At 34.8% G+C, this 20,439-nt stretch carries 16 protein-coding genes; 2 read left to right on the top strand and 14 right to left on the bottom strand.

What is annotated here, in order from left to right; translation table 11 throughout:
- Positions 1–12: 12 nt before the first annotated feature.
- The 3 genes from AAEO59_RS10280 to AAEO59_RS10270 all read right to left on the bottom strand — a co-directional run bounded on the left by AAEO59_RS10280 (position 13) and on the right by AAEO59_RS10270 (position 4,628).
- On the bottom strand, positions 13–1,497 hold the full coding sequence (locus tag AAEO59_RS10280) for a xylulokinase (protein WP_341700665.1): 1,485 nt from the start codon (positions 1,495–1,497) through the stop codon (positions 13–15).
- A 258-nt stretch (positions 1,498–1,755) separates the two neighbouring features.
- On the bottom strand, positions 1,756–4,050 hold the full coding sequence (locus AAEO59_RS10275) for a DNA topoisomerase 3 (RefSeq protein WP_341700649.1): 2,295 nt from the start codon (positions 4,048–4,050) through the stop codon (positions 1,756–1,758).
- A 128-nt stretch (positions 4,051–4,178) separates the two neighbouring features.
- A complete protein-coding gene (locus AAEO59_RS10270; RefSeq protein WP_341700648.1) occupies positions 4,179–4,628 on the bottom strand; it encodes an OsmC family protein in 450 nt (149 codons plus the stop codon).
- Positions 4,629–4,775: 147 nt separating this feature from the next.
- Between AAEO59_RS10270 and AAEO59_RS10265 the strand changes: the two genes are divergently transcribed.
- Positions 4,776–5,207, top strand: a complete 432-nt coding sequence (locus tag AAEO59_RS10265) for an META domain-containing protein (protein ID WP_341700647.1) — start codon at positions 4,776–4,778, stop codon at positions 5,205–5,207.
- A 6-nt stretch (positions 5,208–5,213) separates the two neighbouring features.
- Entirely contained in the window at positions 5,214–5,660 is a 447-nt protein-coding gene (gene msrB / locus AAEO59_RS10260) for a peptide-methionine (R)-S-oxide reductase MsrB (protein WP_341700646.1), read from the top strand.
- 353 nt (positions 5,661–6,013) lie between these two features.
- Here msrB and AAEO59_RS10255 read toward each other — a convergent pair whose 3' ends face one another.
- The 11 genes from AAEO59_RS10255 to AAEO59_RS10205 all read right to left on the bottom strand — a co-directional run bounded on the left by AAEO59_RS10255 (position 6,014) and on the right by AAEO59_RS10205 (position 20,376).
- On the bottom strand, positions 6,014–6,601 hold the full coding sequence (locus AAEO59_RS10255) for a LutC/YkgG family protein (protein WP_341700645.1): 588 nt from the start codon (positions 6,599–6,601) through the stop codon (positions 6,014–6,016).
- Complete coding sequence (locus AAEO59_RS10250; RefSeq protein WP_341700644.1) at positions 6,601–7,992, bottom strand: lactate utilization protein B; 1,392 nt, start codon at positions 7,990–7,992, stop codon at positions 6,601–6,603. Before AAEO59_RS10250 ends, AAEO59_RS10255 begins: the two co-directional genes overlap by 1 nt.
- 89 nt (positions 7,993–8,081) lie before the next feature.
- The gene (locus AAEO59_RS10245) at positions 8,082–8,816 is read right to left on the bottom strand and encodes a (Fe-S)-binding protein (protein ID WP_341700643.1); all 735 of its coding nucleotides are present in this window, start codon (positions 8,814–8,816) and stop codon (positions 8,082–8,084) included.
- 164 nt (positions 8,817–8,980) lie between these two features.
- Positions 8,981–10,333, bottom strand: a complete 1,353-nt coding sequence (locus tag AAEO59_RS10240; protein WP_341700642.1) for an FGGY-family carbohydrate kinase — start codon at positions 10,331–10,333, stop codon at positions 8,981–8,983.
- Positions 10,334–10,347: 14 nt separating this feature from the next.
- Positions 10,348–11,622 carry a TIM barrel protein gene (locus AAEO59_RS10235; RefSeq protein ID WP_341700641.1) on the bottom strand — a complete coding sequence of 425 codons (1,275 nt, stop codon included), beginning with the start codon at positions 11,620–11,622 and terminating at the stop codon, positions 10,348–10,350.
- A gap of 14 nt (positions 11,623–11,636) precedes the next feature.
- Entirely contained in the window at positions 11,637–11,951 is a 315-nt protein-coding gene (gene rhaM, locus AAEO59_RS10230; protein WP_341700640.1) for an L-rhamnose mutarotase, read from the bottom strand.
- 176 nt (positions 11,952–12,127) lie between these two features.
- Positions 12,128–14,263: a bifunctional aldolase/short-chain dehydrogenase gene (locus AAEO59_RS10225; RefSeq protein WP_341700639.1), complete on the bottom strand. Its 2,136-nt coding sequence runs from the start codon at positions 14,261–14,263 to the stop codon at positions 12,128–12,130.
- Between the two features lie 33 nt (positions 14,264–14,296).
- The gene (rhaT, locus tag AAEO59_RS10220) at positions 14,297–15,346 is read right to left on the bottom strand and encodes an L-rhamnose/proton symporter RhaT (protein ID WP_341700638.1); all 1,050 of its coding nucleotides are present in this window, start codon (positions 15,344–15,346) and stop codon (positions 14,297–14,299) included.
- A 212-nt stretch (positions 15,347–15,558) separates the two neighbouring features.
- Positions 15,559–16,590, bottom strand: a complete 1,032-nt coding sequence (locus AAEO59_RS10215; RefSeq protein WP_341700637.1) for a GntR family transcriptional regulator — start codon at positions 16,588–16,590, stop codon at positions 15,559–15,561.
- An 83-nt stretch (positions 16,591–16,673) separates the two neighbouring features.
- The gene (locus AAEO59_RS10210; protein WP_341700636.1) at positions 16,674–18,044 is read right to left on the bottom strand and encodes a TolB-like translocation protein; all 1,371 of its coding nucleotides are present in this window, start codon (positions 18,042–18,044) and stop codon (positions 16,674–16,676) included.
- Positions 18,045–18,357: 313 nt separating this feature from the next.
- The gene (locus tag AAEO59_RS10205; RefSeq protein ID WP_341700635.1) at positions 18,358–20,376 is read right to left on the bottom strand and encodes a DUF2264 domain-containing protein; all 2,019 of its coding nucleotides are present in this window, start codon (positions 20,374–20,376) and stop codon (positions 18,358–18,360) included.
- Between the last annotated feature and the right edge of the window lie 63 nt (positions 20,377–20,439).

The following is a 20,439-nucleotide window of genomic DNA, read 5'->3' as shown; positions in this document are numbered from 1 at the left end:
TAATTTTTAAATTTATTTATTATTTATAATCTGTTCTAATTCTTTTTTCCAATTTTGGTATGCTAACAAGTAAGGTGTTTTATTTTGCAAAGGCAAATAAGTCATCACATGATCATTTTCCATAATAGTATCACCAAACTTTTTGTAATCACCATCCTGTAAACCTACCGCTCTGGCAGCTCCTACTGCTCCTGTAGTGTTGTAAATTTCAATTTCGTGACCAATTAAAGTCGCCACGGTATTTGAAAAGATTTCAGAGCGGAATAAGTTGTCATTTCCGGCACGAATTACATTGATTTGGGTATTATCCCCTTTCATGATTTCCATTCCGTACACAAAGGCAAAAGCAATTCCTTCTAAGGCTGCGCGATAAAAATGACCTTGTCCGTGTTTATTCAAATTCACATGTAAAAAATGACTGCCTATCGTCTTGTTATTAAACATACGCTCAGCTCCGTTTCCAAAAGGAATAACAATTACGCCATCTGAACCTACTGCTACTTCTTCTGCTTTTTGATTCATATTTTCATAAGAATCTGTACCACAAAGGTTGCGTAACCAACGGTATTGAATCCCTGAACCATTGATACAAAGTAGTTTCCCTACTGTTGGCTTATCTACTGTATAATTTACGTGTACAAAGCTGTTAACACGTGATGTTTCTTTTGATTTTAACTGATCTGTAACGGCATACAACACTCCTGATGTTCCACCTGTCGCAGCCACTTCACCCGGTTTCAGGATATTCAATGATAAGGCATTATTAGGTTGATCACCGGCACGATACACCACCGGAATTCCAACAGGAAGTCCTGATTCCTTAGCTCCTTTTTCATCTAAAAAGCATTGATTGGTAAAATTCTCTACAATGTCTGGTGTCAAAGAATAATCTATACCGTAGTATCTCAAAAGCCATTGAGCAACTTCGTTTTCTTTATAATCCCAAAGCATTCCTTCAGACAAACCGTTTTTGGTTGTATTGATGACTCCGGTTAATTTAAATGCAATAAAATCACCCGGAAGCATGTATTTATGAATTTTAGCATATAACTCTGGTTCGTTATCTTTAACCCAAACCAATTTAGATGCGGTAAAATTCCCCGGAGAATTCAATAAATGCGTAGCACATTGCTCTTCTCCGATTTCTTCAAAAGCATGATCTCCAATTTCAACAGCACGACTATCACACCAAATAATTGAATTACGCAAAGATTTACCCTCTTGATCCACTACCACTAAACCATGCATCTGATAAGAAATCCCAACTCCCTGAATTTTGGATGCATCAATATTAGCTTCTTTTATCGCTCTTTTAGTAGCTGTACAGCAGTACTCCCACCACATTTCGGGATCTTGTTCTGCCCAATCTTTATGATAGGCAATGATTTCCATTTCATTTGCAGGCTCATGAAGACTGATTATTTTTTTCCCTGTTACTGCTTCAACAATAGCAACTTTTACAGAAGAACTTCCGATGTCGTATCCGATATAATACATATTTATAATGATTCTCTTATGGTTATTCCTAAACTTTAAAATGGTTCCGGCAAGACTTTTATTCCATACTGTTCTGTTCCGGTATGCAAACATAATTTATTTTTTTTACTTTAAAAAGGAACTACTTCTTTTTATTGAAAAAATTATATAAAAAAGGGATTTTTTAGCAAGCTTAAATCTAAAACAGAAAAAATAACTCACAGAAAATCAAGGAATAAACTAATTAAAACAAATATAAAAGAAAAAATAATTTGAAAATTAGGTATTAAATTCTCTCAAAATAGTGTACACCAATTCTTTTGTAGGCTTTTGGCTTGCTAATTTTGCTCTGACAATTTCAAAAGTAACTTTAAAATCACAGCCTGCTTTATAATCGCTACAGCCATAAGCGGTATTTCCTTTTAAAATACTTCCTTTTTGACATTTTGGACAAGCCAATTCATCAGATGTTGTTTTTGGTGTTGTTTTCTTAGGTTCCAATACCAATTTGAAATTTTCGTCAAAACGGAGCAAACCTTCCACAATGCCACCATCGGTTTTAAAATCTTTTAAATTGACTGTAGAGCCTTTTTGAAGCAATCGTAAGTATTGATTCTCTGATATTTTTTTATCTGCAAAAGTAAATGGCAATACAAAATCACAACCTGCTTTGTAATCACCACAACCATAAGCTGATTTTCCTTTTATAAGCGTTGCCTTTTGGCATTTCGGACAAGACTCGGCTGTAATTCCTGCTGCTTTCTTCTTTTCTGTTTTTACAGCTTCTTTTTGAATACTTTCGGTGTGAGAAATATTAGCATGAATCCTTTCACTTCGTACTTCATACACCAGAGCATCCACCATACGTTTCATATTATTTATAAATGCAGTAGCTGTAAAAGTTCCTTTTTCAATATCTTTCAGTTGTTTTTCCCAAACTCCTGTCAATTCAGCCGACTTCAATAAATCATTTTGAATAGTATCAATAAGCTGAATTCCTGTTGGTGTAGGCAATACCTGTTTTTTATTTCGAACGATATACTGACGTTTATAAAGTGTTTCAATAATATTCGCTCTTGTAGACGGACGCCCAATACCATTTTCTTTCATCAATTCGCGTAAATCTTCGTCGTCAACCTGTTTTCCTGCAGTTTCCATGGCACGTAGCAAAGTTGCCTCGGTAAACTGATTAGGTGCTTTAGTTTCTTTTTGCAAAAAAGAAGGTTCGTGGGGTCCTTTTTCACCCACAACAAAACTCGGCAACAAATCAGCTTCTTTTTCTTTAGCATTCGGATCTTCAAAAACAACGCGGAATCCTTTTTTCAGAATTTCTTTTCCGGTAGTTTTAAAAGTTACATCGGCTGCTTTCCCTATTACTGTCGTATTGGCAACCAAACAATCATCATAAAAAACAGCAATAAAACGTTTTACAATAATATCATACACCTGCTGCTGATTGTACGGCAGATTATTTTGAACCCCCGTTGGAATAATCGCATGGTGATCGGTTACTTTTTTATCATTGAAAACCTTAGGCGATTTTTTGATTTTCTTCCCCAAAAGTGGTTCTGTCAACGCCGCATAATTCGTTAGGTTTTGAAGAATTCCGGGAACTTTTGGATAAATATCGCTAGGCAAAAATGTAGTATCGACTCTGGGATAAGTCACTACTTTTTGTTCGTATAAAGTTTGAACAATTTTCAGCGTCTCCTCTGCTGAAAATCCAAACTTGGTATTGCAATATACCTGCAAGCCCGTTAAATCAAACAACTTAGGAGCATATTCGTTACCATTCTTTTTTTCGACAGCAACAATTTCAAACTCACTTTCTTTTACTTTATTGGCTAGAATTTCACCGTCTTCCTTTTTTAGAAAACGGCCTTCTTCATAACTAAAAAGTGTTTCTCTGTATAAAGTTTGTAATTCCCAATATGGTTGTGGTACAAAATTTTCGATTTCTTTAAATCGATCTACCACCATAGCCAATGTTGGGGTTTGTACCCTCCCTATTGACAAAACCTGTTTGTAACCACCATGTTTTACCGTGTACAAACGCGTAGCATTCATACCCAATAACCAATCACCAATGGCTCTGGAAAAACCGGCATAGTATAAATTATCGTAATTGGTGGATGGTTTTAAGTTTTCAAAACCTTCTTTAATTGCTTCGGTTGTTAATGACGAAATCCACAACCGTTTTACCTCACCTTTGTAATTGGCTTCATTCATTACCCAGCGCTGAATGAGTTCTCCCTCCTGCCCGGCATCCCCGCAATTGATAACCAATTCGGCTTTGTCAAACAGACTTTTTACAATTTTAAATTGCTTTTGGATTCCGGAATTTTCCACCACTTTGGTTTCAAATTTTTCCGGAAGCATTGGCAGATTGTTTAAATCCCAACTTTTCCAATAGGGCCTGTAATCATTAGGTTCTTTTAAGGTACACAAATGTCCAAAGGTATAGGTTACCGCATAACCATTACCTTCATAATAGCCATCATGCTTGGTATTAGCACCCAAAACGGCTGCTATTTCACGTGCTACACTTGGTTTTTCGGCAATACAGACCTTCATTTTCCTCCTTCTAATTTAAGGGCGCAAATTAGGGATTTTGAAATTGGTACTAAAAAGAAATTATAAGCAGTTATGAACCAAAATCGATAAGCAAATTCATACTTCTGTAACTGGTTCATTTCAAAAACTTATACAACTTCACAACTTGGAAAATGGAAAATCGGAAAATTACAGGAATTAGCAATGAAACAAAGTTCATTAGCTTTTTTGTGCAAATGCATAGCTTCTTCCATTTTATCTATTTGTCTGATTACAACTTTAGGATACAATCGAATGGCTGTAATTCGACCGGAACCATCATGCAAAACCTCTAAATCAGCTTCGGCATTATCCTGATACGAAATGACTTCGATTCCATTTTGAGAACAAACATATAAATAAGACATCATGTGACAGGAAACAACGGCACTTAACATCAAGTCTTCCGGATTAAGTAAAGCGGGATCACCTTTGAATGCTTTGGCCGCCGAAACATTAAGGTTTTCTTTCCCTTCGATGGCAATTTGATGGCTTTTTTGATATCGTATCGGGGTTGAATCCCAACCTAATTTTGCTTTGAATAAATGTTTAAATGCCATAGCTAATCTTTAAAAATCAAATATAACCAAATTAACATTTGTGGACTTAATGAAAAATTAGGATTGTATAAACAGGGAAAGTGTAGCGCCTTCTTTATATTTGCATTAGCTCTAAAATCATTTCCTCAAATTATCAAAAAAACAAAAATGAAAAAACACATAAGTCTCGGAATTGTATCCTTACTTTTATTTTCTTGCAGTGCTATTAAGAAAGATGCTTCGGCAAATCAACTACAGGAAAAATATTGGAAATTAATTGAAATCAGAGGTCAAAAAGTCACGGCCGAAAATTATTTAAAAGAACCTTATTTTATTATAAAGACAAAAGACAACAGAATCGTTGGTAACGGTGGTTGTAATTCTTTTTCAGGAACCTATGAATTACAAAAAGAAACTGGCAGGATTTCAATTTCACCATTAGTAGCTACTAAAATGGCTTGTATCAAACCTACAGTTGAAAACGAGTTTTTTAAAGTGCTGGAAACCGTAGATAATTACACGCTAAAATACGACACCTTACAATTAAATAAAGCCCGAATGGCTCCGATGGCGAAATTTGTAGCTGTCTATTTAAAATAATTTACTATGCTAAACTGGAACGACCTTATAAAATTTGCCACTCTTGGCAATCCAACTCCTCCTAAAAGAGTAGAGAAAACGGCAAAAGAATGGGAAGCAGTATTAACTCCCGAAGAATTCTACGTAACGCGTCAACATGGAACCGAAAGAGCTCACAGTTCTGAAATGTGCAATTTATTTGAAGCCGGAAAATATGCCTGCATATGTTGTAAAACACCTCTTTTTGATGCTACAACTAAATTTCAAAGCGGCACAGGCTGGCCTTCATTTACTCAACCGATTGAAATTGAAAATGTAGCCTATCGTAAAGACACTAGTTACGGAATGATTCGTATTGAATGTTTATGTAACATCTGTGATGCACATCTTGGACATGTTTTCCCTGATGGACCAGCTCCAAGCGGTTTGCGCTATTGCATCAATGCTGTTTCTTTGGAAAAAATAAAAGAATAATACTTTTTTGAACCATTAAGAGATTAAGAAAAATAAAGAATTAACCCGTTGGGTGAAATTAGTTTTTGATGGTGATTTTTCGTCAGTTCGAGTGATTTTTGGTAGAAAATCGTATCGAGAACAAGAAAAATTTTATTAAAAACGGTTCTCGATACATTTTTTGTTTCGTTTCACTACGCAAAAAACACTCGAACTGACGTTTTTAATTATTTCACCCAATGGGTTAAAGAATTAAATTTTTCATATAGTGCTAAAAAATAAACCCGACAGGTTTCAAAAATCTGTCGGGTTTACTATTTTAAAAGATTCACTAAGCTTAATTTCCTTAGTCTCTTAATGGTTTAATAAAAAAATTAATCCATCAAAAACACCGTTAATCCTCTTGCACCGTGCGCTCCAAGAACTAATGATTGTTCAATATCCGCAGTTTTAGAAGGTCCGGCTATAAAAGTTCCAAAACCATAATCTAAATCTCCTATACGCTCATAAGCCTGTTGCATTGTAGGAACAATATCATTTTTATTGACAATAATAGCCAAATATTGAGGAATAAATGGAGAAACTCTCTGCCCTAAAATAGCATCAGTAACCCAAAGTCCAGAATTTTCAGCAACACCTAAATGGGCTTTTATAACTGCCAATTCTACATTTTGTAAACTATGCGGATCATCATTTGTCCATTCGGTCTCAGCAATATCAGCTAATTCCGGAATAGTTGTAATCATTCTTTTTTCAGTTGGATAATGAGCCGCTATATACCCTTTCACTTCGTCTAAACTGCTCACTTCTTCACAAAAACCACCAATACCTTTTAGAACCGTTTTATAGGTTTCAATAACGTCAAATTTTTCTAATCCTAAAACACTTAGATCAGGCAATTCATTGACTGAAGAAGGTTGATTGTTTTTTATCTTATTTAAAATACTATCTCTACTGCTCATTATTTCTTGTCTTTAGCTTCTTTTTGCCTTTTAGCATACCATTCTCTAAATGATTCTTCAGGAGCCGCTGGCATTTCCCTTTGGTTGTACCAGGCATTCATACTATTGTTTACCATAAAGGGTAAATTCTTAACTACAAATCGACCTGCTTTTCCAGCAATTTTAAACACGGTTGGATTCGCTAATACAGCCGACATTCCTTTCATAGCAACGGTTTTAGAAGTAGGTGTATAACCTTCTTTCACCAAAACCTGACGCCATTTGTACAACTGATCGTGAATATCAATTTTTACCGGACACACATTCGTACAAGAACCACAAAGCGTACTTGCAAAAGGCAAATCGGCATTCTTTTTCATGTCTAAATTTGGTGCCAAAATAGAACCAATAGGACCTGCCACCGCATTGTGATAACTATGTCCACCACTTCTTCTGTAAACCGGACAAGTATTCATACAAGCCCCACAACGGATACATTTTAGTGAATTTCTAAATTCTTCACGTCCTAATTGGGTACTTCTGCCATTATCGACAATGACAATGTGCATTTCCTGACCTTTTCTTGGTTTCTTAAAGTGACTGGAAAAAGTAGTAATTGGTTGTCCTGTAGCACTTCTGGCTAAAAGTCTCAAGAATACACCCAAATGTTTACGCTCAGGAACTAATTTTTCAAATCCCATGCAGGCAATATGAACATCGGCAAGATGTGCTCCCATATCGGCATTTCCTTCATTAGTACAAACCACAAATTCACCGGTTTCTGCAACTGCAAAATTTACCCCGGTTAAAGCTACTTTTCTGGTTAAGAAAGTATCTCTTAATTCTTTTCGGGCTGCCTCTGTTAAATATTGCGGATCGTTATTTCCTTTTTCTGTTCCAAGATGTTCATTAAAAGTATTACTTACATCTTCTTTTTTAAGGTGAATTGCAGGCAATACGATATGACTTGGTGGTTCTTTTCTTAATTGAACAATAAATTCTCCTAAATCAGAATCAATTACTTCAATTCCATTATCGGCTAAATATTCATTCAAATGACATTCTTCGGTAAGCATGGATTTGGATTTTACCATTTGGGTAACCCCATGCTTAGCAATGATAGAATGTACTATTTTATTGTGTTCGTCTCCATCGGCAGCCCAATGAACGATGATTCCGTTTTCTTTTGCTTTGGCTTCAAATTCCTGCAAATAATGATGCATGTTTGAGAGCACATTGAATTTTATATTAGACGCTGTCTCTCTCAATGCCTCCCATTCCGGAATATTGTGCGCTGCTCTATCTCTTTTTGAACGAACAAACCAAAGCGTTTCATCATGCCAGTTTACACGTTCAACGTCTTTATTAAAAACCGACGCTGCATGACTATGATCTATTGTATTTTCTTTCATATATGTGAAAGTTTATTTTTATTATCAAAAATTAAATCGACTAAGATTTCTATGCATTTGTTAGAAACAAATTTATTAATCGTAGCGATTTATTTTGAGTTTAATATTTCTGCAATATGAATTACTTTAATATTGCTTTTTTGTCTTTTTAAAATTCCTTCTAAATGCATTAAGCATGACATATCACCTCCTGTTATATAATCAACCTGATGGGATGCATGATCTCTCACTCTGTCTTGTCCCATTTTTACAGAAACTGCTTCTTCAGTTACACAAAAAGTACCTCCAAAACCGCAACATTCGTCTTTTCTGCTAAGTGAAACTAAATCCAAACCTTTTATTTTACTTAATAATTGTTCCGGTTTAGAAAAAGGAGCTGCATTTAATTCACTCATTTGCGACAATTTCAATCCTCTTTGACCGTGACAACTTTGATGCATTCCTACCTTATAAGGAAAATTTCCTTCAATTGATTCTACTTTTAATACATCGGTTAAAAATTCCGTCAACTCATACACATTATTTCTGATATGTGTAGCAGCAGCTTCATTCTCTTTAGAATGAAGGTGATCCTTCACATGCAGGGTACAACTACCTGATGGACAAACGATATAATCAAATTCAGAAAAGTTAGCCACAAAATTAGTATCACATCCGCCAGTTAAATGCGCATAACCGCTATTGGCCATTGGCTGACCACAGCAAGTTTGATCCATTGGAAAACTAACTTCACATCCCAATTTCTCTAATAATTCTAAACTAGCAATACCTACCTGAGGATAAAACTGGTCCACATAGCAAGGTATAAAAAGTCCAACTTTCATATGCAAATATTTTTTTAGGGATCTGTAAATCTTATTACTTCATTTAATATTTTGAAAAAATTAAAAGCGTTGTTCTTTTACAGATATTTTTTATTGTTTAACACTATAATTAAAATTGCCTATCAATATTCTTTGTTGTTGAATGATGATAGGCAAATTTAGTATTAATGTTTGTAAAATTTTAAATCAATTAGGTCATTCTGAATTGGTTTTGTATTCCAATTATCATGAATGGCTAAAGCGGCACCCAGCGAACTCGCCTGTGCCATTGAGGCTGCATAAACTTCCATTGTTGGGTAAGCTTCGGCTAGCAAATTCATGTAAATCGAATTTTTACTAAAACCTCCATCAACAAAAACTTTCTTTACAGGACTATTGTGAATTACTAAATTAGTAGAAACAATTTGCTGAGCAATTAAATCCAACATTAACTGATGGTAAGCTTCATCGTAATTTTCAAAATCTGAAAGTACTCTTTCATTGAAAGGACAATCTTTTAGAATAGCACTATCACCCTTAGTATACTGTTTGAATTTAGTTCTCAGTTTAGTAATAATGTCTTTATCATAAAGAACGTGTTTGTATGAATCAATTGGAGCATCAAAATGTTTTGCCAATTTTACAGACTGAATTTCGTGTTCATTTCCTGCAAACAAACGCGAAGCCTTAACGGGTTTACCTTTATAATGTAAGAAACACAGGCAGTCATTTTGTAATTCGTCAAAAGTTAACTTTTTAGCATTAAAAGGATTCATGGTAATCACCCAAGTACCTGTTGACAACAATACAAATGGATCTTCAAAGTTGATAATATAAGGAATCAATGCCGAAGAACTGTCGTGTAACCCAATCCCAACTGAGATGTCACCTTCTATATAAATAGCATCTTCAGAATTATGAATTGGAGGCAATTTTTCTGTTATCCCTTCCTTTTTAATCCATTTATGGTATTTCATTCTGTTAAAATTCCACAAATTTGTATGACAACCAATGCTGGTAATATCCGTAAATCCTTCTTTGGTTAAAAGAAAACTCATGTATTGCGGCAAATGCAAACAGTGTTTTACTTTATCGAAAACTTCCGGGTTTTCATTTTTCAAACGGTAAATTTGCATTCCTGAATTCAAACTTCCTAAAACCGGAGAAGCCGTTTTCACTGCGAAAACTTCTTCTCCTTTATATTTAGAATAAAACTCATTTTTAAGACTTTCAGGATATGGTTTTAGATAATTGTACAATGGAGTCAAAGGATTTCCTTCTTCATCAACATATACAAAACTTGCACCATAAGTACTAAAATTAACAGCTTTCAAGTTAAATTGAGTTTGAGATTTCATCTGTTCCCAACAACCTAAAAACCATTCCTTTAGCGCTACAATATCTTCGCATGGAAAACCGTCTTCATCAACTGTTTCAGGAAGGTTTACTGAATTTTCCCAAACAATTTGATAGCTTTCATTAAACAAAAAAGCTTTTTTATTGGTTTTTCCAATGTCGAAAATGGCTACTGCATTCATTAAATATCCTTTTATTATAATCCTGTTGCTACAGTTTTCAATCCTCTTGCTCCAATTAAAGCATCACGTACTCCTAACTCACGGTATAAAGCAACTGGATTAAGAGCTGCACCAGCACGTAAACGAGCCTCAGCAACTAATGCACGAACATCTGTACGGAAAGCATTTTGTAAAATTTCCTGAGCTTTAACTACGTCATTTTCTTCTTGTGCAATTTCCAATGCTTTTCTATCAACAGAAAGAGCCTGAACATAAGCAATCATGATCGCTTCTACAGATTGTAATAAATCTTCCATTGGATCTTTTACGTTGTGAGAAGCATCGATCATCCAACCTAAATCAGTTGCATGGTTCATTCCTCTTGCATCCATTCCTTCAACTAATTCATTGAAGATTAAGAATAATTGGTAAGGTTTTAAAGCTCCGGCAGTTAAATCGTCATCTCCGTATTTAGAGTCGTTAAAGTGGAAACCTCCTAATTTATCTTCCATCAACAAGATAGAAACAATTTGCTCAATATTAGCATTTGGAAGGTGGTGACCTAAATCAACTAAAGTTTTAGCTCTGTCTCCTAATTTTTTCACATAAGAATAAGATTGTCCCCAATCAGCTACAGTAGTAGAATAGAAATTAGGCTCAGCACATTTGTACTCTAAAAATAATTTCCAGTTAGCAGGCATAGCCTCATAAATTTCCTGTAAACTTTCTAAAGTATTCTCATAAGCTTTACGGAAGTTTAATTGTCCAGGGAAGCAAGATCCATCAGCTAACCAAACTGTTAATGAGTCAGAACCTAACTCAACACCTTGCTGTATTACATCAATATTGTGTTGCACCGCTTGTTTACGGATTGCTTTGTTTACGTTTTGTAAAGAACCAAATTTATAAGAATAAGCACTATCAGCCTGATCTTGGAAAGTATTAGAATTAACAGCGTCAAACTTTAAACCGTGTTGTGCTGCTAACGCTTTGATTGCATTACGATCTGTTGGGATGTCCCATGGAATGTGTAATGAAATTGCTCCAGAAGCTTTGTTTAAAGCGTGTAACAAACCTACATCTTCGATTTTTTCTTCTAAAGAACGAGGTTCACCTCCACCTGGGAAACGTCCAAAACGAGTTCCTCCTGTTCCTAATGCCCAAGATGGGATAGCAATTTGGAAATCGATTAATTTATTAATGATGTTTTCGCTTTCTGCAATTTCAGAAGCAGTGAAAACCAATTTATTTTTATGAGCTGTATAAAGCCCCTCATTATGAGCTGCAATTTTATTAGAATCTAATATCATGATAATTATATTTTTTAAGGTAAATAGAAAACTTCTTTAAGCGACACACTTACAGGAGAATTATCCGGATTAGCATCCATTATATCACCCATGTATTTCCACCATTTTTGCATCTCAGGATGTTGAGGCAATTCGTCTAAACGACTTGGATCTTCAATTTTTAAAACACCAAAAAGGGCATGTGTATCTTCGTCAAAAAAAATAGAGTAATCTTCTACTCCTACGCTTTTTAACAAATCGGCTAATTCCGGCCATAATTCATCATGTCTTTTTTGATATTCCTGAACCTGACCTTGATGCAACTGCATTTTAAATGCTACTTTTTTCATAAGCGGAAATTATTGTGGTAGACTCAAACAATTTTTGAAAACCCTAAATTGTTATGAATAATTGTTTTTAAAATAGAAGGAAAAAAATTAAAAAATCAGTAATCAGATTAAGAAAAATCTAACGCCCGAAACAAATCGGACGTTAGATAAATCAATCTAAAAACTAACATCTAAAACTATCTATAAAAGCCCATAGCAACACCACCATCAACATTTAATGCATTTCCTGTAGATTTGCTTAACAAACCTCCTACGAAAGCATAACATGCATTAGCGATATCGTCTGGCAATATAATTTCATTTAATAAAGTACGCTTAGCGTAGTAAGCTGGCAATTCAGCTACAGTAATTCCGTAAGCTTTAGCACGACCTTCAGCCCATCCACCTGACCAAATGTTTGAATCAGAGATTACAGCATCTGGGTTTACAGTATTTACACGGATTTTATCAGCACCTAATTCAGCTGCCATCAAACGAGTCAAGTGAGCCTGAGCCGCTTTAGCCGATCCGTAACCAGGGTTGTTTGGTCCTGCAACAACTGCATTTTTAGAAACGATGTTTACAATATCACCACCGAATCCTTGTTTACGCATTACTTCGATTCCAGCTTTAGAAACAATAAATTGTCCTTTAACCAAGATATCGTATAATCTGTCCCATTCTTCTAATGAGTGCTCAGCAATTGATTTAGAAATACTGATACCAGCATTGTTTACTACAATATCAACTCCTCCAAATGCTAAACAAGCAGCATCTAAAGCTAAAGCTGTACTAGCATCATCAGTTACGTTTAATAAAGTACTAGAAACGGCATCTCTTCCGAAAGTTTTCGTAAAATCAGCAGTTGCACCTTGTAAACGCTCTTCGTTAATATCATTGATAACAACACAAGCACCTTCTTCAGCAAATTTCTTAGCAATAGCTTTTCCAATACCACCGGCAGAACCAGTAATTAAAGCAACTCTTCCAGATAATGCTTTTGGTTTTGGCATACGTTGTAATTTAGCTTCTTCTAACAACCAGTACTCGATATCAAATGCTTCTTGGTGAGGCAACGAAGTATATTCAGAAACTGCTTCAGCACCTTTCATTACGTTAACTGCATTGATATAATATTCAGAAGCTAAACGAGCCATTGTTTTATCTTTTGCAAAAGTAAACATACCTACACCTGGGTATAAAATAACCACTGGGTTTGGATCACGCATTGCTGGTGAGTTTGATTTTTTACAAGCATCGTAATAATCAGAGTACATTTGACGGTAAGCTTCAAAAGCAGGAGTTAACTTCGCTTTGATAGCATCAACGTCTGATAAATCTTCGTTTGGTGCTAATTCAATTACAAGAGGACTGATTTTAGTTCTCAAGAAGTGATCAGGACAAGAAGTTCCAAGAGGAGCTAATTTTTCTAAATCATTTGAGTTGATGAATTCTAAAACTCTTGCGTCATCAGTATAGTGACCAATCATTTTACGCTCAGAAGAACAGAAACCTCTCAAGATTGGAGCCACTTTAGCTGCTTGTACTTTACGAGCATCAGCCTCTAAACTTTCGATTTTTTGACCTCCAAAAACTGGACGTGTTTTCCCGTAGTTAGACTCTAAATATTCAGCACATTTTTCAATTACTTCAAGAGTGTTTACATAACTTTCGTAAGCGGTATCTCCCCAAGTAAATAAACCGTGAGAACCTAACATGATTCCGCGTAATTTTTTTCCGTTTTTCTCAGCTTCTTCTAAACAAGCTCTCAATTGAAGCCCTAAGTCGAAACCTGGACGTTGCCATCCAACCCATCCAATCTCACCATTGAATAATTCTTCAGTGATTTTTGCACCGTCCTTAGCAGCAGCAATAGCGATAGCAGCATCAGGGTGTAAGTGATCGATGTGAGCAAATGGTAAGAAACCGTGTAATGGCGTATCGATAGAAGGCGCTTTTGAAGCTAAATCAAAGATACAGTGGTTGAATAATTCTACCATTTCATCTTCAAATTCGATTCCTCTGTAAACGTTTTCTAAGTTGCGTAATCTTTCTAAATAAAGAGCAGCACAACCTGATTTTGTTAATGTTCCAATGTCACCACCAGAACCTTTAATCCACATTACCTCAGTCGCAGCTCCAGTTAATGGATCTTTATCGGTAATTTTTACAGATGTGTTTCCTCCTCCATAGTTCGTTAATCTCAAATCTGCTCCTAATAAATTAGAGCGATAAATAAATAGTGCTACTTCATCTCCTGCTAATTCAGCAGCCTTAGCATCATCCCAAAGGTAACTTACGTGTTTAAAAGTCATTGTATTTGTATTAGACATTGTTATATAAATTTTTAAATTGTTATTTTATATTTATAAAGAGTTTCCAAAACCTACCAAAACGATTGATAAAAACATCAAAGCGATACCAACAAAGAAAACTTTATATGTTTTATCTGAAACGCCTTTCCATTCTTTCAAATAAAATCCCCAGAAATTAGCAGTCAATATGATTGTTGACATATGTAAAATCCAAGAACTTGCTCCATTTCCTAACTTACTTTCTCCCATTCCGTAGAAGAAAAATTGTAAAAACCACATGGTTCCTGCAATACCAGAGAACAAAACATTTTTAGCAATTGGTGTACTTTTATTAGTATAATCTCCAAAAGTTTTATTTTTAAAGTTAAGATACATACACCAAATAAAGTTTACCGTTAAACCGCCCCAAAGAATTACGATATAAGTCACATTATTTTGAAATAACGGATTAAATCCTTGAGCAACTGCTTCATCAGCCATTGGCTTTCCTGCTTCAATTCCGAAATTGAAGAAAGAACTTAAAATACCTGAAATAATCGCAATGATAAGCCCTTTTACTAAATTAAAATCTTTGTCTTTATCTTCATGACCTACAGCAAAATCTTTTTCTTTAAGCGTACCTGCTTTTCCTAAAAAAGCAATACCTATTATACAAACCAAAACTCCAATCAAAACCATTTGGCCTCCTGTGTTTTGTAACATATCTGTAAAAGACACTTTTCCTTCAGTAGGATAAAAATTATAATAAATTGAAGGCACTAATGCTCCAAAAGCAGAGCAAAACCCTAAGGTTATTGAATTCCCTAAAGACATTCCCAGATAACGAACACCTAAACCGTAAGTCAATCCACCAATACCCCAAATCAATCCCATTGTATAAGTAACTGTTTTAATAGAAGAATCAGTATTACTTATAATATCTGCAAAACCAGGAATAGTTAAATAAGCAGCAATAGGCGGAACAATTAACCATGAAAAAAATCCTCCTACAATCCAGTAGCTTTCCCAAGCCCAACCTTTTACTTTCTTAAAAGGCATATAAAAACTTCCGGAAGAAAAACCTCCAATTGAGTGAAAAAGAATACCAAGAATTGATTCCATAAATAAATTTGAGTTAAAGGTTAATTAATAGAAGTGTAAAATAAAAAAAAAGGAAATTTAAAACTGTCCTGTACAGTCCTTGTATTAACACTATTTATGCTTTTTTTACACATTTATTACAGATTAAATACTAATTGTTAAAATTAAACATGAAAAATACTGCACATTTTCAAGAGAAAACAGCAACATAAACAAAAAACATTATCGATAAATTACAAAGACCCTCTGAGTATCAATTTAAAAGGATTTTCAATATGCTCTTTTGAGTTATTTAACACCAAATTAGCCGCCGTAATACCCATTGTTTTAAAATCGGTAGAAATTGTGGTGAGTCCGCTCATGATATAGTTTTTCAATGGCGTTTCATTATAAGAAATCAAACCTACCTGCTCCCCGAGTTTTAGGTTTAAACTAATAATTTTATCTAAAATCTTCACTAAATCTTCTTCCATCAAATTAATATAAACCTCACCTTCATTCACCTTTTCTTCATCAAGATTGTGAACTATCTTAAAGTTAAAAGCATAGTTGTAGCAAAAATTCTCAAAGCCTTTTTCTATCTCTTTTGGAAAATAACTATTGGCAGGAAAAACTAATTTTAAAGTATGGTATTTACTTAATGGTTCTAAAGCTTTGGATAAAGCATTATAGATATCCTGTTCAAAATTTTCGTAGACTGCAGCAAATTCACCAGTAATACCTCGAAGTTTTTTCCCCACCAAGACTAATTTGTCTTTAGGTATTTCATCAATTAATTTTCTAAATGCATCTGATTTTTCTATAAAGTGAGGAATGATAACATAATGAGTATATTCACTTTTTTGTTGTTGCAATAACTTTTTAAACAAAGCATAATCATTATTATAAACATAAAAATCAATCGCTGCCTTATCTCCTAATGTTTCAACAAAAGCATCATATATTATTTTTTTATGTGCGCTCAATTTATTGAACATCAAAAAAATCTTTATATCCTGCGAAACATCTGTATTTGCTATAAAATATCCTTTACCATGAAAAGCTTCTAAAATCCCCATCTTTCTTAGGATATTATAACCTTTTTCGATAGTAACTCTCGAAATTTCATATTGAAAACTGAGTTCATTAATTGACGGCATTGCATCACCTTTTTTCAAAACGCCCTGCTTTATAGCATTCAATATAGCATTAACCAGCTGTTGGTACTTGGGCGTTGCTGAAAACTCATCAATGGTAAGACTATCTATCTTAGAAGTTTTTTTCATTAATTCTAAAACTAAAATTAGAAAACAGACTTCAAATATAGTGAATATAAAAAATTCTAATTCTTATTTTTTTTTACCTAAAATCAATACTTCCTTTTTAGCCATTCTTCAGGAACTGGAATAATACAAATATTCATGCTCTTGTTATCTTCACTCAGCATAGCCGATTGTATCTGGATTTTAGTACCATCAGGACTCATCGTAGGATGCGGATGATCGGCCGCAGTAGTTTTATGACCAGTAGAAAGCAATAGCATCTCGTGAGTGTGACGATCGATCAGATAAACACTTCGCGAAAAATCATCCCCCACTGCCCATCGACCATCTGGTGAACCACTTACATGCCACAAACCGCTTCCTTTATCAGTTTGACCTTCTATTCTCATTTCTCTTGTACGCAAATTCACGATAGCCAGTCCTGTAGGTTTTTCTCTGGTTCCCGAAGCTCCCCAGGCAGCTTCCTGACCGGGATTAGCTCCGCCAACCGCTGTACCAGTAGTATCAGCAACCTGAATTTTACGATGTCCCATAATTGCCATAGCCACTTCATCTTTGCTAATTACGGCTTCGTGAGTTACCCATTCGTATTCCGATTCAGGATATAACGGGCGAAGACCTGTTCCGTCACTCATAACTCTCCAAGTGCGTTGTGGCGATTTCCCTCCCGTTTCCCAGCAAAAAACAATTTCGCCTGGCATCCATGGATTCGTTTGTATATGCCCTATTTGAAATGGAACAGAAATTACATATTTAATTTCGCCTGTATGTACATTCATTGCTGCAATTCCTGCTGGTCCTGCTCCCATATTTCTGGGACCGTAATTTTTTTCCAGTTTTGTATCAGCAGGCAAATGCCTTGCGGCCTCTTCTTTTCCTACTCTAAAATAAGCCCAGTTTTCATCTCCATCCAAAGCCAAATCTCCTCCTGCACCCATTTCAGGTTTTGTTGAGCCACAAACTCGCTGATAATAATTGGCTTTTTTCAATTTTCCCTTCTTACTATCAGCAAATAATTTTGCTAAATCGACCTCTACAACTTGCATCGATGTAGGCCTGTTTTTCAAATTATTATCTTTTTTCTTGACGATACTATCCAACGGTTTTCTCATAAAGAAAAGTTTCATACAATTGCGCGCCACATTTAGCATTCCGGTATAGCCACCTTCTGTTACCTGAACCATTTCGCCTGTTTTTTCATGTACAGCCATTGCTTCACCTTTAGCTCTATTAGATCGAAAAATAAGCCATTCTCCATCCGATGTCCATTGATTATGTGTTTGATAAATTTTACTATCGCCCATTGGTTTGCTGGTAAGGAATGTGAGCATCGTTCCTGTAACAGGATCTTTTACTACTTTTTTTTCCGATGGAAAACGCTTTCCTATTTGTGCATTGGCATTAGGCATTAAAAATAAAAAACTACTCAAAATGCTAATAATAGTAAACTGTTTCATATATGATAGTATTAAAAGGTTTTGTTTTTTTCGAGCTTTAGTTTGTTCCTCTTTTATAGGTTGATTATCTTTTTACAAAAAATCCAATACCCATTAGCATTCTAAAAACGAACAAAGTGAACACTAAAAAAAACGGTTTAACAAGCCAATGCTTTTTCTAAGTGACTAATGACAAAATTTATTGATAATTCTATGCAATTTACAAATTGAAGACTAATATTCATCCTGCACCATCCTGTATAAAATATTTCAAATAAAAAAAACCAGTAAAATGATTCTTTACTGGTTTCAATTTTATTAAAAAAACTAAACTTTAATACTTCACGATTTTATTTTCTCCATTTGCTAAAGAAACATTGACTGTATTTTCTTTCGAAGAAAAATCAATCTTTTTAACGGTTAACAATTCTTTATTGCTCCATTTTTCACCTGACTTTTTCCACAACATCAAAGTTGCGTAAATACTATTTTCTTTTTGAGAAGCATTATTTTTAATAAGGTTGATAACCGAACTTTCATTGGCTTCCGGATGTAAACCTTTAGCCTGAACTACTTCTGATTTATCCCAACCTAAAAGCGGAATAGTTGCCAATTGGTATTTTCCGTTATCAATAATGGTAACTTCATATCCTTTTATTTTTCGAACAGTCGTTTTGATTTCACCATTTAATTTTGGCAATGCATAATGTCCTAATCGCATCGAAATTGGTGTAGTACTATTATTTTTATCAACTCTCAAAATTCCGTTTGCCAAAGGAATATCTGCTAAATTAAATTTCACATTTGCATCAGTTTCTAAAACAACATCACGATAGTAAATTCCGTCTTCAAGCTTTTTAAAATTGTATAATCGAAATGCTTCCCATTTATCCGATTTGTTTTTAATGACATAATTCATCGCTACTTCTCCATTTTCGCCATCAGCCTGCCAAAGAAAAGCACTGTTATAAGAAAGTCGGTTATAATTTTCTGTCGAACGAAATTTTTGCCAATCGTCTTTAACCTTTGCATGACACCAGGCTCTTACTTCTGAAGCACCAATATTTGGATAATCGGTAATCAGAATTTCAGAAACGCCTTGGAATTTATTATACACTTTATCTTTTTTGAATTCGTTTTCCCAGGCTCCGTTATTTTCTTTGGCTGTCCAAAACGGATTATCATCAGGAATCAATAAGCCAAAAAAGATTTTCCCCATCCAATACACACTCCCACGACAGCTGTAAATCTGTACGGCAGGTTCGAAAAGTCCATAAACCCCAAGCGTAGGAACATTATCTTTCATAAAATCAGGATGTGTAAAAAATTGCTTAATCACACCGGAAGCTATTCTTCGCATCCAGCCATAATTAACAGAAGAATCTTTTTGAAATCCCATCAATGGAAACGGAATCACAGCACCCACTCTATAACTCATGCTTCTGCCCCAAACAATCATTTCGCCATTTTGACTAAATAAATAGGGATAATTATTGTTTAAATCGGCAAAGTTAGCTTCAAACTTAGCAGCATATTCCGGATAATGTTTCTTTCCAAAATATTCTGACCACATCATACCATACATCTGAAAAGCCCACATGCTGTAATAATCATAAGCCGGACTGTCGTTGTACCAACCGTTTCCTCGATAATCTTTTAGTGATTTTTCTAAATATTCAACCAATAATTTTTCGTTTACCGCATAACCCTGTTGCTTAAAGAAACTCAATACAAAAATGTTGAAGAATTTCCAGTTTGAATCCACCGTTGGTCCATCTCCATAGCTTAACATACTTTTTGCCAAAGCGTCTTTTTGTTCCTGCGTTAAAGGATTCCACAACACTTCCGGATTGGTCAATAACGAAATAGACAAAGCACCAAATTCCACTAAATTCTGACTTGGACCGCCATTTTTAGACCGCGGAACAATATAGGAAGCACTTTGAGGATTAGTTAATTGCGTAATTTGGTGTCGGTAATAATCGGCAACTTTGATGTTATTGATTACCAAATTTGGATTTTCTTTCAAAAGCGGAGCCGCAATAAACAAAGTCCGGCACAAACCTTCCAACTTTTCTGTTGGCACTTTCCCCTCATCCTGCGGATAACTTTTTCCTTCCTGTTTAGGAAATTTCATAGGATCATCAAGCGAATGAATATAACTAAAAGCTCCTTCTAAAAGATACATAGCAGCATCTTTCCAATGTTGCTTTGTCATTCCGGTTTCAGGACTTAATTTAAAATCGGGATTTTTTATTTCGAAAACAGTATTAGCTGATTTTGATTTTTCGGACTGTGCGAATATTGGTAAACCCAATAAAAGTAACAGAACTAAAAGTTGATGTTTTTTCATATATTAATAGAATTTTATTGATGGTTGTTTCAAAGATAAAAAGTCAATTCAACAAACCGAACT

This window comes from Flavobacterium flavipallidum (genome assembly GCF_038289905.1).
GTDB classification, from domain to species: Bacteria; Bacteroidota; Bacteroidia; order Flavobacteriales; family Flavobacteriaceae; genus Flavobacterium; species Flavobacterium flavipallidum.
This window is presented reverse-complemented; position numbering and strand designations above follow the sequence as displayed.